Source organism: Citrobacter arsenatis (genome assembly GCF_004353845.1).
GTDB lineage: Bacteria > Pseudomonadota > Gammaproteobacteria > Enterobacterales > Enterobacteriaceae > Citrobacter > Citrobacter arsenatis.
The window spans coordinates 3,959,398-3,973,484 of the sequence record NZ_CP037864.1 but is presented as its reverse complement, the minus strand read 5'-3'; the positions used below and the strand labels follow the sequence as shown (position 1 = coordinate 3,973,484).

At 53.3% G+C, this 14,087-nt stretch carries 7 protein-coding genes; 5 read left to right on the top strand and 2 right to left on the bottom strand.

The annotated features are described in order from the left end of the window. The first annotated feature begins 5 nt into the window (after window positions 1-5). Genes E1B03_RS20175 through iolB form a run of 4 tightly spaced genes read left to right on the top strand, consistent with a single transcriptional unit; the run spans window position 6 to window position 4,789 of the window. On the top strand, window positions 6-1,139 hold the full coding sequence (locus E1B03_RS20175; RefSeq protein WP_133087246.1) for a Gfo/Idh/MocA family protein: 1,134 nt from the start codon (window positions 6-8) through the stop codon (window positions 1,137-1,139). 12 nt (window positions 1,140-1,151) lie between these two features. Further along, window positions 1,152-3,056 carry a bifunctional 5-dehydro-2-deoxygluconokinase/5-dehydro-2-deoxyphosphogluconate aldolase gene (locus tag E1B03_RS20170; protein ID WP_133086799.1) on the top strand — a complete coding sequence of 635 codons (1,905 nt, stop codon included), beginning with the start codon at window positions 1,152-1,154 and terminating at the stop codon, window positions 3,054-3,056. 14 nt (window positions 3,057-3,070) lie between these two features. Continuing rightward, window positions 3,071-3,961 (top strand): myo-inosose-2 dehydratase, encoded by an 891-nt coding sequence (gene iolE, locus E1B03_RS20165; RefSeq protein ID WP_133087245.1) that lies wholly within the window; start codon window positions 3,071-3,073, stop codon window positions 3,959-3,961. A gap of 9 nt (window positions 3,962-3,970) precedes the next feature. Further along, complete coding sequence (gene iolB, locus E1B03_RS20160; RefSeq protein WP_133086798.1) at window positions 3,971-4,789, top strand: 5-deoxy-glucuronate isomerase; 819 nt, start codon at window positions 3,971-3,973, stop codon at window positions 4,787-4,789. A 107-nt stretch (window positions 4,790-4,896) separates the two neighbouring features. Here iolB and E1B03_RS20155 read toward each other — a convergent pair whose 3' ends face one another. Next, a complete protein-coding gene (locus E1B03_RS20155) occupies window positions 4,897-5,409 on the bottom strand; it encodes a hypothetical protein (protein ID WP_057102105.1) in 513 nt (170 codons plus the stop codon). Next, on the bottom strand, window positions 5,399-6,169 hold the full coding sequence (locus E1B03_RS20150; RefSeq protein ID WP_057102104.1) for a winged helix-turn-helix domain-containing protein: 771 nt from the start codon (window positions 6,167-6,169) through the stop codon (window positions 5,399-5,401). Before E1B03_RS20150 ends, E1B03_RS20155 begins: the two co-directional genes overlap by 11 nt. A gap of 966 nt (window positions 6,170-7,135) precedes the next feature. Between E1B03_RS20150 and E1B03_RS20145 the strand changes: the two genes are divergently transcribed. After that, window positions 7,136-14,074 carry an autotransporter outer membrane beta-barrel domain-containing protein gene (locus E1B03_RS20145; RefSeq protein ID WP_133086797.1) on the top strand — a complete coding sequence of 2,313 codons (6,939 nt, stop codon included), beginning with the start codon at window positions 7,136-7,138 and terminating at the stop codon, window positions 14,072-14,074. The last annotated feature ends 13 nt before the right edge of the window (window positions 14,075-14,087 follow it).

Here is a 14,087-nt window from a genome sequence, read left to right as displayed (position 1 = left end):
TCATGATGAAAGAAGTTCGTATTGGATTGATTGGCACCGGGTATATCGGCAAGGCGCATGCCATCGCCTATGCCCAGGCCCCGACGGTGTTCAACCTGCGCGGCAAACTGGTGCGCGAAATGGTGGCGGAAGTCACGCCGGAGCTGGCGGCAGCCCGGGCGCAGGCGTTTGGTTTTAACCGCTCAACTGGAGACTGGCGTGCGCTGGTGGCCGACCCGGCCATTGATGTTGTGGATATCTGCTCACCCAACCATCTGCATAAAGAGATGGCGCTGGAAGCGATTCGCCACGGCAAGCATGTGTACTCAGAAAAGCCGCTGGCGCTGAACGCCCACGACGCGCGTGAAATGGTTGAGGCTGCACAGCGGGCGGGAGTGAAAACGCTGGTGGGGTTCAACTATATGAAGAACCCAACGGCGCAGCTGGCGAAAGAGATCATTGCGCGCGGAGAAATTGGTGAGGTGATCCACTTCTACGGCACCCACAACGAAGACTATATGGCCGACCCGCTGTCGCCCATTCACTGGCACTGCTTTAAAGAGACCGCCGGGCTGGGCGCGCTGGGCGACCTTGCGGCGCACATCGTCAATATGGCCCAGTACCTGGTGGGGGATATCGAGCAGGTCTGCGGCGATCTGAAGATTGTGGTGCCACAGCGTCCGGCGCAGGTCGGTTCCTCGCAAATGGTGACGGTGGAAAACGAAGATCAGGCCCACGCGATGGTGCGCTTTGCGGGCGGCGCCCAAGGGGTGATTGAAACCTCCCGTGTCGCCTGTGGCCGTAAGATGGGACTGTCGTATGTGATTACCGGGACCAAAGGGACTATCAGTTTTACCCAAGAGCGCATGGCGGAGCTGAAGCTTTATCTGCATGACGATCCGGTCAACCGCCAGGGGTTCCGCACGCTGCTCGTTGGTCCGGCGCACCCGGACTACGGCGCGTTTTGCATGGGGGCAGGCCACGGTATTGGCTTTAACGATCAAAAAACGGTGGAGGTGCGCGACCTGGTGGACGGGATTGCCGCCGACGCTCCGATGTGGCCGGACTTCGAAGAGGGCTGGAAGGTGTCTCGCGTGCTGGACGCTATCGCACTCTCACACCTGGAAGGCCGCTGGCTGAACGTGAACGACATTGTCTGATGAGGTAGCAACGTGGAAAAGCAGTTTGATGTGATATGCATGGGCCGCGTGGCGGTTGACCTCTACAGTCAGCAAATTGGCGCGCGCCTGGAAGATGTGTCGAGCTTTGCCAAATATCTTGGCGGTTCTTCCGGCAACGTGGCGTACGGCACCGCGCGTCAGGGGTTACGCTCGTCGATGCTGGCGCGGGTTGGCGATGAACATATGGGGCGTTTCCTGCGTGAAGAATTAAACCAGGTGGGCTGTGATACCAGCCATCTGATAACCGATAAAGACCGCCTGACGGCGCTGGTGCTACTCGGCATTAAAGACCGGGACACCTTCCCACTGATTTTTTACCGTGATAACTGCGCGGATATGGCGATTACCGCCAGCGATGTTGATGAACAGTACATTGCCTCCGCCCGTTGTCTTGCCATCACCGGGACGCATCTTTCTCATCCGCAAACGCGTGAAGCGGTGTTAACGGCGCTTGCTTACGCCCGACGTCACGGCGTGCGTACGGCGCTGGATATCGACTATCGTCCGGTGCTGTGGGGGCTTACTTCCTTAGGCGATGGCGAAACGCGTTTTATCGCCGCCGAACAGGTCACCCGTCAGTTGCAGGAGGTGCTGCATCTTTTTGATGTGATTGTCGGCACCGAAGAGGAGTTTCATATCGCGGGCGGCAGTACCGATACGCTGCAGGCACTGGCGCAGGTTCGCGGCGTGAGTCACGCGGCGCTGGTCTGCAAGCGCGGGGCACTCGGCTGTTCGGTGTATACCGACGCGATCCCGTCGCGGCTTGATGATGGCCTGACGGTGACCGGCGTACGCGTGGAGGTGCTGAACGTCCTCGGCGCGGGGGATGCGTTTATGTCCGGCCTGCTGCGCGGCTACCTGAACGACGAGGGATGGGAGCAGGCGTGCCGCTATGCTAACGCCTGCGGTGCGCTGGTGGTGTCGCGTCACGGCTGTGCGCCGGCGATGCCAAGCAAAATCGAGCTGGATGACTATCTTTCCCGCGCTGCGGATGTGCCGCGCCCGGATCTTGACCCGCGTCTTAACCATCTCCATCGGGTGACCACCCGCCGCCGCGAATGGCCGGAACTGTGCGTGATGGCGTTTGACCATCGCAGCCAGTTGGAAGAGATGGCGCTACAGTGCGGCGCATCCCTGAAACGTATTTCGGCATTGAAACAGCTTATTTTGCAGGCCAGCCGTGAAGCGGCCAACAGTGCCGGGCTGGAAGGCAAAGCCGGGCTGCTGTGCGATGGTACGTTTGGTCAGGATGCACTGAATTCGATAACCGGAGAGGGTTGGTGGATTGGTCGCCCTATCGAATTACCGGGATCGCGGCCGTTGGAAATGGAACACGGCAATATAGGTTCGCAGCTCATCAGTTGGCCGCAGGAGCATGTGGTGAAGTGTCTGGTCTTTTTCCATCCGGAAGATGCCCACGCGCTGCGCCTTGAACAAGAACAGAAAATTGCCGAGGTGTACCGCGCCTGTTGCCAGTCCGGGCATGAACTGTTGCTGGAGGTCATTTTGCCAGCCAACATGTCGCGCAGTGATGAACTGTATTTGCGCGCCATTTCTCGTTTCTACAACCTGGGGGTTTACCCGGACTGGTGGAAGCTCCCACCGCTCACATCCGCAGGCTGGACATCATTGAGTGAAATTATCGCGCGGCGCGATCCGCACTGCCGCGGCGTGGTGATCCTCGGTCTGGACGCCCCGGCGGAGCAACTGCGCGCCGACTTTAAAGCCGCAGCGGGGCAGACGGTAGTAAAAGGCTTCGCCGTGGGGCGCACGCTGTTCGGCGACGCCTCCCGCGCGTGGTTGAAACACGATATTGACGATGCGCAGCTGGTGGCGCGCATTAAAGATAATTACCTGCAGCTTATCGCCTGGTGGCGCGAGCGCGGACAAGCATAATTCAGGAGAAGATGATGACGGTACAATTAGGTATTAATCCACTGACATGGACGAATGACGATCTTCCTTCACTGGGCGCAGAGACGTCGCTTGATACGTGTCTGAGCGAAGGCAAAGAAGCCGGATTTGCCGGTTTCGAACTGGGCAATAAATTCCCGCGCGAAGCGCGACTGCTCGGCCCCATTTTGCAGCGTCACGACCTGCAACTGGTGTCCGGCTGGTACTCCGGACGTCTGTTGGAACGCAGCGTGGAGGAAGAGATTGCCGCCGTGCAATCGCACCTGACGTTACTGCGCGAACTGGGTGCGAAGGTGCTGGTATTTGCCGAAGTGAGTGGCTGCATTCACGGCGAACAGCAGACGCCTGTGCATCTGCGTCCGCGTTTTCCGCAGGCCCGCTGGCAAGAGTATGGCGAGAAGCTCACCGAATTTGCCCGCTACACGCAGCAGCAGGGAGTCCAGATTGCCTATCACCATCATATGGGCACGGTGATTGAGTCTGCTGAGGATGTGAATAATCTGATGACGCATACCGGTGATGAGGTTGGATTGCTGCTCGACACCGGCCACCTGACCTTCGCCGGGGCCGATCCGCTGGCGGTAGCGCAGCGCTGGGCGTCGCGTATCAACCATGTTCACTGCAAAGACGTGCGCGCCGACGTGCTCGCGGATGTCAAAAATCGTAAAACCAGCTTTCTCGATGCGGTGCTGAGCGGCGTGTTTACCGTGCCGGGCGACGGCTGCGTGGATTACCCGCCGATTATGCGGCTGCTGAAAGCGCAGGGCTATCACGGCTGGCTGGTGGTGGAGGCTGAGCAGGATCCGGCCATTGCGCATCCGCTGACGTATGCGCGTCTGGGCTATAACAACCTTAGCCGTCTGGCGCGTGAAGCCGGGCTTATCTGAGGGGGTGATATGTCACGTTTATTATCACACTGGCAGCAACCGGACGCGCAAGGGTGTACGCAGTCGGTGACGCCGGAAAGCGCCGGTTGGGGATATGTTGGCTTTAGAGCGTATGAACTGGAGGAAGGGCAGCAGTTGACGCTGCCCGCCATCAGCGAAGAACGTTGTCTGGTATTGGTTGCCGGACGCGCGACCGTCACCACGCCGGGCGCAACCTTTACGGATATCGGCGAGCGGATGAGCCCGTTCGAGCGTATCAAACCGTGGGCGGTGTATGTCACTTCTGGCGAGGCAATACAGGTCCAGGCGGTGACCAGACTGGAGCTGGCGGTCTGCGCGGCACCAGGGAAAGGAACGTATCCGACGCGGCTGATTGCACCTAAGGATATCGACGGCGAAGCGCGTGGCAAAGGTCATAACCAGCGCTACGTGCACAACATCTTACCGGAAGATAAACCCGCCGACAGCCTGCTGGTGGTGGAGGTGTGGACCAATGAAGGCTGCACCAGTTCTTATCCAAGCCATAAGCATGACACCGATAATCCTCCTCAGGAAACGTATCTGGAAGAGACCTACTACCATCGCCTCAACCCGCCGCAGGGATTCTGTATGCAGCGGGTATACACCGACGACAGAACGCTGGATGAGTGTATGGCGGTTTACAACCGCGACGTGGTGATGGTGCCAAAAGGGTATCACCCGGTGGCAACTCTGGCGGGATATGACAGCTACTACCTTAACGTGATGGCGGGGCCGGTTCGCAAATGGATGTTTACCTGGGAAGACGATCACGCGTGGATTAATCGGGATTATCCGGTTGATAAATAAGGGGGAAAGCGTATGGAGTCAGGGCCTGCGCGTTGCCGTGGCCCTGCTCTGATTTAACTGTAGAAACAGACTGTGGCGGGGAAATGATGCTGAATGGCGGCTCATTCCTACAATTTACTGACGCAGACGTTTGTGGGCGAAAAGGTATTGCCTAACAGATAGGCATTATTCATTTTATATATTTGCGCGCGCTTCCCGGGCGTGAACGGATCGTAGATATTATGGGTAAACATCTCATCTGACACGTTATCCAGACTGTGTTTACTCATCTTCATGTCTTCCAGAAACACCACGCCCTTATCTTCTATTCGATAATTAAAACTGACGGAGCGTTGCAGGATAAGCCGTTGTCCTGGGCGATTGTCTGCTGGTGGTGTAGTGGTAATAATGCCTGAGAAATCAAGAACGCCGGTGTTATCTTTTTGCAACTGGAGCATCAGGCTACCGTCGTATTTCCCGCCTCCAGGCAGTTCGGGTAATGAGAGGGTTGAAACGCAGTGCACGCTTATTCCCTGATTGACGGAAATGAGGGCGATTCCATTCGCGCTTAACAAAGCACTGACGGCGACCAGAATGGCGGCTCCGGCAAGCAATATCTTAGTTTTATATTTAGTATTCATGGATATAAAGATCCTTGCATCCAGCAAACTTTGTTTTTTCTGCATTATTGAAAGTACAGCGGGATAAAAATACGCGGCCTTTTTCACCGTAAACGTACAGATCGTCAGGCTGAAAAATAAACAATGCGCCAGCCAGACACTTCAGGTGTAAATCAGCCATTTTTTGCGCTTTTTCAAGCTTCGCGGTCGCTATTTCTGGCGAGCTTTCAAAAACGGTATACACCGGACAGAGATCGATATTGCCCAGTTTAAACAGCTGTACATCGGGAAGGTTGTTTTTACTGCTGTTAAACAATGAGTTGACTGGGTAAAGGAGCATAAGTAATGAGATGCCCCCGGCTGCCAACAACGTCATTTTTACGCGTTTAGACAGGGAGGGCGCGGCTTTAGAAGGGGCAAGGGAAGTCACGGTAACTGAAGGCGGTTCCTCAATGGTGGCTACCAGCCCTTCAGCGATGAAAAAGCCGACTCGTGGCACGGTTTGAATAATCTCATGTTCACAGCCTAGCTCCTGTAATCCCTTACGAATCAAAGAAATATACTGGCTTAACGAATTATTGGAGGCCTGCAGACCATTTTTGTCCCAAACATTCGTGAACATCTCTTCTCTCGAGACCACTTTTCCTTCCTGCTCGAGGAGATAGGTGAAGATCCTGTTTGCTGTAATAGACAGGGTGAGGGAGTTGTCCGACGAACTCAGATTCGCCAAAACGCCATCATCAGTTCTGAATGTAACTTCATTGTTAATTAGATATTTCATTTTTTCATCATTAACAGAGTATTACCTAATTATAAACCATAGTGGCATTTCGTCTTCACTACAGGATCGTGGGATGTCACAGGGCTGATGCAGGGAAAGGTGCGTTTCATTTTTGCATCGTAAAGGACGCTCCCGGCATAAAAAACCATGAAATCACTCATTTTAAGTATAAGTACCTGCCTCATTCTGATGAAATTATAAGAGTGCTACTATTTTCAGATAGACCATTATTATCTCTCGCAGGTTTAAAACGCCGAAATTGGGGGCACCAGTTGATTTAAAAGTTGTCGGTGACGTTAGTAAATGACAATTTTTATAATGAGCGAACGAAAAATTACTTAAGTAAAATAATCGAAAAATTGTATGGTATCAAGAGGCTTAAACAATAATCAGAAAGGAAGTTGATTATTACCGTTAACGCTTTAGAGTACTGATGCCGTGAAACTCACTTATCATAAGGTTGTTCTTTTTGTGGTTGACTGCAAAATCATTTGTTGGCAGGCGTAATTTATCTAACTCAAATGAGTGATGTTTTATCTAAAAACGCATAATAAGAATGCTCTTATATAAATTTCATTATTTAATACAGACGGTGATTGATATTTTTTACGAGGTGCGAAATAAATTAAATCACGTTTCATTTAATTCGAAATGTTTATTTATTGTGTCTGATATTGTTTTTCTCTGTTGCATTATTTTCGCAATTAGTTAACAACTCGACGAGTGTTTATATAGTGAGAATAAAATTTAAATCTATAATGTGTTTTTGATTTAGATAAATCATCTATAAATTACGATTTTGTCAGTATAAATAGATTGCTGGGTGGTGCGGACATATCATTCGTCACGTACAAGTTGCTCAATGTTTCAGCGGGAAAATCTCCAGAGAAGAGTTATCTGACCGCTGGGTAGTTATGAGCATCCCATAATGCTATGTGACCACGAACTTTACCAGGACGGGTATTCGTGGAATTATTCGGAATGGTAATGATGAACAAGATTTTTAAAGTAGTATGGAGTGTTTCGCACTCGTGCGCTGTAGTTGTTTCAGAGCTGGCGAAGCGTTGCAGTGCTTCTATAGAAACCAATAGCTCAGGTAGTATTGAATCTAAAACGCATAAATTCACTATTTCAAAAATAGCGCTTAGCATAATAGGTGCCGTACTGGCTACGCATTCAATATATGCTTTTGCCGCCGACTACGTCTTGCCGGATTACTTACCATCGACTAACGCTAATGGCGCAGGGCAACTTGTTGTCGGTGACGGTGAAACTATGAATATTGTCAACGGTACCAAAGGATATGGCAGCATTGCCTCAGGAGCATCGGGTTTTAAAACGATGACGATTCAGCAGGCAATGGATAATGGATATATTTCGTCAGGGAGTGAAAATATAAACCTGACGCAGACGACTTTAGGTGGCCGAACCCATAGCATTCAATATGTTGACCCCATCACCGGGGCTTCGCGTACAATTCAGGTATATGACAGCAATAATTTTGCTGCAAATAGCGTTGGCGATCTGACGACTTATCTGGCGGTCGGCGTCGGTGATGGGCAGTATGTGAACATGAAGCTGGCGACGGTGAAATCAGGCGGTACGCTGGATGTGAATGTCGGTTCAACGGGAAGCGACTGGGCATCAAACCCGGCAAATATCTTCAATGCGATCACGAAGGTCTCTGGCGTTTATAACGTTGAGAGCAGCGCCAGCGATACAAAAGACGCGGTACTGAATTACAACGCCAAAACCATCGTGCAAAGCGGTAGCGTTGGCAATGTCGCGAACAATGCCGGTAAAGATTATAACTTTGACACCGCAACCTATAACGGCACCTTCTCCAGCTCGCTTGGCGAGTATACGGTCAATAATCTTGATGATTTAAAAAACTACAATGATGCTTTGGTGAAAGCCGTAGAGGCTGGGCAGCTTTCCCCCGCGGACTACGAGACTGAGTTGCATAAAGCCTATACCACAGAACAGAAAAACATCCATTTCGACACCAATATCCCGGACGGTGATGCGGTGTTGCAGGCTGCAAATCGTGATGTGAACAGCTTTATTAAAGCGTCCGGGGCGCGCTCTGTCGTCAATATTTCTGCTGATGCCAATATTCAGGCCGTGTTCAGTGATACTTCCGTGGTGAAGCTGACCGACGGAGCCACGCTTAATAACAACGGTACGTTGGGGGTAGCAGCCGGTGCATCCGGTGGTGATTATGTCGTTTCCGCACGTGATAGCATCGTAAATAACAACGGGATTATTGACGCGGGAACCAGTCGTGATGTGAAAAATGCGTGGGTTGGTGCCCATACCGGGATTCTCGCGACCGGAACAACGAAGGTACAGAGCGACGGCGTTATCAACCTCGCCTCGCACCAGGATATCTATAACGCCTATGGCGTGCTGATGAATGACACGGCAACCTTTATTAATAACGGGGTAATGAATATTGCCACCGGGGGTGAGCCTGCGAAATCTTCTGATAACGTCTATACCTACGGCGTATTTGTTCAGCGTAATGCTGTTGCTACCAATAATGGCACGATTTACATCGGACGTACCGCGCAAGCGGTAAAAGATGAGGCGACCAGCGAGGTTCAGGTCACTCTTCCGGCCATTGGTATGTTTGTGAAGAGTGGGACCATCAATAACACCGGTAATATCACAATCGGTGAAAAAGTCGAGAATGCTGTTGCCATTCAGGCCAACGGCAGTTCGTCGCCTGGTGCAATCAACGTTACCCAGGACGGCGTTATTGACATCAATGGCACCGGCTCTGCGCAAAATATTGGTCTGATGGGCATTAACGGTGCAAAAGGACTGGTAAACAGCGGCACGATTAACCTCAATGGGTACAGTGCCAGCGGCATTGAGCTGCAGGGAGGGAGCCAGGCGCTGCACTCGGGCACGATAAATATCACCAACGGCAGCTCAACGGACAATACGTTAAAAAATATTGGTGCTTGGGTCGAAGGAGCAGGATCTCAGCTTACGATGAGTGGCAGTGTGAACCTTGCCGCAGATAACGCCATTGGTCTGCACGTTCGTGACGGCGGTGTTATCGATATCACCAATATGGGCAACGTCTCATTTACCAGCGGCAAGAACCAGATTGGCTATTTTGTTTATGGTGCAGGATCAAAAGTTAACGCTTCTTCGACTAATACGCAGGACGTCTCGACTGAAGGCTCAACGTTATATCGCATAGAGGGTGGCGCGACTTTTGATGGCAGCGGGTCGTCTGGTACGACAATGATGGCATCAGGCACAAACAGCACAATTCTGCAGGTGACCGGGGTGGGGAGCCATTTTGATTCCGGCTCGCAATCGCTGAGTATCACCGGGGACGGTGCGACCGGGATTCGGGTTGAAGGCGGAGCGGATGGGGTTATCACCAAAGACGCGGTGATTGTGAAACTTTCCGGTAAAGACACCACTGCCGGGATCGTTGACGGTAATTATTATGACTTGTCCGGGAATGTTGATGAGAGTCAGAAAGGCAACTCAACCCTGACCAGCTACGCCACGCTGAATACCAGCAATACGGCGGATGGCGCTTTCGGCTACATCGCTCGTAACGGCGGTACGCTCAACCATAAAGGTAACATCGACTTTGATCAGGCGGGCAGCACAGGCGTGCTGGTTTCCGGCGGTACGTTGAATAACGACGGCGACATCAAGGTTAATGGTGTGGCGGTCAGTATTGAAGGCGCTGATTCCGTTGTGAACAACAATGCGACGGTTAGCGCGACGGATGGCACCGCAGCCTATCTCGTCGGCAATGATGCGTCATTAAGTCTGACGGGTTCGGGAGAAACCAAAGCATCGGGAGACGCGCACGGTATCTTGCTGGCCGCCGGTGCGAAAGGTCTGCTGGTCGATGGGGCCACCATCACAATGGACAGCACGGGTAAAGGAAGCGCCATTGAAAACGTCGCCAACATTGCGGGTATTCAGCTAAAAGATACAACTATTAGCGTGGGGAATGGCATCGGTATTCATACCGGAGCATCCCTGGCGCAGACCAACTCCGGAACGATTAACGTGACGGGGAGCGGTACGGGGATCCTGTTTGAAAATATCGATGGCAGCGAAACGAATCAAACGCTGGATATGTCTGACTCGCGCGATCTGGTTATCAATGTTGAGCAGGCTGCGGGGAAAGGGATCGTCACCAATGCGTCAACCGACCTGAAAACGGGCGTCAGCGTTAACGTGCTTGACGCTAACGGTGGTGAAGCGTTGATTGTTGGTGGCACGACCAAACATGTTGAGCAGGCTGGTGAGCTGACGTCGAAATCGACCAGTCACGCGGTGGTGAATGCTGATAACGGTTCCCTGGAAACGTTTATCAATAAAGGCGTTATTAAAGCGCTGGATGCGTCGCAAAAAGCGGTAGAAATGCTCTCAGGGGCAGGTATTGCGTTTACTAACGCGGCGGGCGCCAGCATTGTTGGTCAGGTTAACCTGATGAGCGGTGATAACACCGTTACGCTGGAGTCTGGCAGTACCGCAACCGACATCAAGACGGGCAGTGGTAACGATCTGTACGTCCTGAAAGATGTCAAAGAGACAGAAACCTCACTGTTTACCAGCCTCAATGGGGGGGACGGGGAGGATACACTTCAGCTGAATAATGCACAGTACATCCTCAATCGCGCCGATGCTATTACCGGCATGGAGCATATCGATCTCACCGCAGGTTCAGTATTTACCGTTAATAATGTTGATTATGCGCTGGGTGATAACCAAAACGATGCGACCGGTACGGGTTACAACATTGATGCGACCAGCACCTTGTCGCTGAATTCTGACGCTGCGCTGGCCTTTAACAGCCATCTGGCGGGAACGGGAACGGTCGCCGTTGATGCCAGCGGTAATGCGTTTGATTTTACCAGCAACAATGCGGCTGATGGATTCAAGGGGACGCTGGCGCTGACGAACAGCACCTTTGAGCTGGCCGGATTAAATACCCAGGCGCTGAGCCAGGCAACATTAAATGTAGGTGAGGGGAACGTCACCCACGTGGGGTCCGGTGAGCAGAATATCGGCGGCCTGGCGTTTAACGGCGGTACCGTCAGCTTTGACGGTGTGACGCCGGGGCAGAGCAGTGCCGAAGGAACAATTCATGCTGGCGCGATGGATCTCTCCGGACGCGGAACCGTGCAGGTTGATACCGGCACGATTACCAACGATCGTCCGCTGGCTGATACCACGCTGTCACTTCTTGAACAGGACGATGCGCAGTCGCTGATTCAACTGGCGACCTCAGATACTGCCGTCTCCGGCGGTGCGGGCAATCTGACGCTCACCGATAGCAATGGCAATATCATCAGCGATGGGGTTGAAGCTGGCATCAGCCAAAATGGTGAGATTGTTGCGAACGGAACCTATGATTATCGCCTTACCGGAGGGGAAAACGATGATGGGTTGTACATTAGCTATGGTCTGACTCAGGTCGAACTGTTGGCCTCCGGAGACAATGCACTGGTCCTGGATGCGAACGGAAAAGCCGGTAATGCCGCAGATCTCAGCGCCCGCGTGACCGGCAGTGGCGACCTGGCGTTTGACAGCGCCAGAGGCCAGACGGTATCGCTGTCGAATATGGATAACGATTACACCGGTATCACTGATGTACGCAGCGGCAACCTGCTGATGAAAAACGATAATGTTCTGGGACAGACCAGTGAACTGCGTCTGGCCGCTGAGACCGGTTTTGACATGAACGGTTATAGCCAGACTGTCGGTAAGCTGACGGCGGCGGCTGACTCACTGCTGAACATCAATGGCGGTAGCCTGACCCTGGAGCAGGGCGGAACAGCCGATGGAATATTGACCGGAAGCGGCGCGCTAAACATCAATGGCGATACGCTGACCATTACCGGTGAAAACAGCACGCTGACGGCAAAAACGACCATTGCAGAAGGTGCGCGCGTGCTGATGAACACCACGCTGGGTCTTGGCACGGGCGATATCGTGGCGGCGGGAACGCTGACGATGAGCAAGGCGGCAGGTGCGCTTTACAACAGCATCAGCGATGCCGGACGGGTTGAACTCAGCGAAAGCGACGTCGCGCTGGTGGGTAACAACAGCGCCTTTACGGGGCAATTTGCTGTGGATGCGGATTCCCGGCTTACCGCGTTCAGCGCAGAAAATCTGGGCAGCGCAGAGGTGAGCAACAGCGGTTCACTGGTGCTGAACAGTAATACCGACTGGCAGCTTGATAACGACGTTTATGGTAGCGGCGACGTGACCAAGCTGGGAGCCGGCTCCATTACCGTCGGTGACAACGCCGCCTGGACGGGGAAAACGGAGATTGAGCAGGGTGGCCTGGTACTGGGGGACGGCACATCTCCGGTCACGCTGGCCAGTACCGAAGTCAACATTGCGGCTGCGGGGATGCTCTCGGGCACGGGGGGCGTTGCAGGTCATGTGAATAACGCCGGTGTGCTGCAGGTGGGGACCGGGACCGGTGACAATCTCCTGTTCACGGTGGGGGGCGACCTGGTTAACAGCGGTACCCTCGCAACCGGTGTGAAGGGTCAGCAGGCCGGTAATCAACTGGTGGTCAATGGTAATTACACGGGTAATGGTGGTCATCTTTCCTTGAACACCGCGCTGGGGGATGACAATTCCGTTACGGATAAGCTGGTGGTGAAAGGCGATACCAGTGGCACAACCTCCGTCAGCGTCACTAACGCCGGTGGGAAAGGGGCCGCCACGATTGATGGGATTGAAGTTATCCATGTTGATGGCGCATCGGACGGTGAGTTTACCCAGGCCGGCCGTATTGTGGCGGGGGCATATGACTACAGCCTTGGGCGCGGTCAGGATGAAAACAGCGGCAACTGGTATCTGACCAGCGGCAAAACCAATCCGGATCCCGAACCAAAACCGGATCCGGATCCGGATAAAGATCTGCGTCCGGAAGGCGGCAGCTACACGGCTAACCTGGCGGCGGCCAACAACATGTTCGTCACCCGTTTGTACGATCGCCTGGGCGAAACGCAGTATATCGATGCCCTGACCGGCGAGCAGAAAGTCACCAGTATGTGGATGCGCCACGTTGGCGGGCATAACAACTGGCGTGACGGCAGCGGCCAGCTGAAAACCCAGAGCAACCGTTATGTATTGCAGCTGGGGGGCGACATTGCGCAATGGAGCCAGAACGGACTTGATCGCTGGCACCTTGGCGTGATGGCGGGCTACGGGAACGATCACAGCAACACCCGATCGTCACGCACGGGTTACCGTTCCAGAGGTTCAGTCAATGGCTACAGCACCGGCGTTTATGCCACATGGTATGCCAATGATGCGTCGCATAACGGCGCCTGGCTGGACAGCTGGGCTCAGTACAGCTGGTTTGATAACAATGTCAAAGGCGATGATCTGCAGGGCGAATCGTATAAATCGAAAGGGGTGACCGCCTCGCTGGAAATGGGATATGCCCAGAAAATGGGTGAATTTAGCGGCAGTCAGGGAACGCTGAACGAATGGTACATACAACCTCAGGCGCAGGCGGTCTGGATGGGCGTGAAGGCGGACGACCATCGGGAAAGCAACGGCACCCGAATCACCAGCCATGGTAACGGCAATGTGCAGACCCGGCTGGGCCTGAAAACCTGGATTAAGAGCCATCATCAGATGGATAACGGTAAAGAACGTGAATTCCAGCCGTTTGCCGAGCTGAACTGGCTGCACAATTCACGAGATTTCAGTACGACCATGGACGGCGTGAATGTTCGTCAGGACGGGGCGAAAAATATCGCCGAGGTAAAAGTGGGTGTGGAAGGACAGGTAAGTCCGCGTCTTAATCTGTGGGGCAACATCGGAGTGCAGGCTGGCGACAAAGGCTATAACGACAGCGCTGCGATGATAGGCGTGAAATGGAACTTCTAAGCTGATTCTGCCG

Bases quoted from the DNA above. Each gene is read 5' to 3' on its own strand.
- E1B03_RS20175 (WP_133087246.1), top strand. From the start codon at position 6: ATGAAAGAAGTTCGTATTGGATTGATTGGCACCGGGTATATCGGCAAG.
- iolE (WP_133087245.1), top strand. From the start codon at position 3,071: ATGACGGTACAATTAGGTATTAATCCACTGACATGGACGAATGACGAT.
- iolB (WP_133086798.1), top strand. From the start codon at position 3,971: ATGTCACGTTTATTATCACACTGGCAGCAACCGGACGCGCAAGGGTGT.
- E1B03_RS20155 (WP_057102105.1), bottom strand. From the start codon at position 5,409: ATGAATACTAAATATAAAACTAAGATATTGCTTGCCGGAGCCGCCATT.
- E1B03_RS20150 (WP_057102104.1), bottom strand. From the start codon at position 6,169: ATGAAATATCTAATTAACAATGAAGTTACATTCAGAACTGATGATGGC.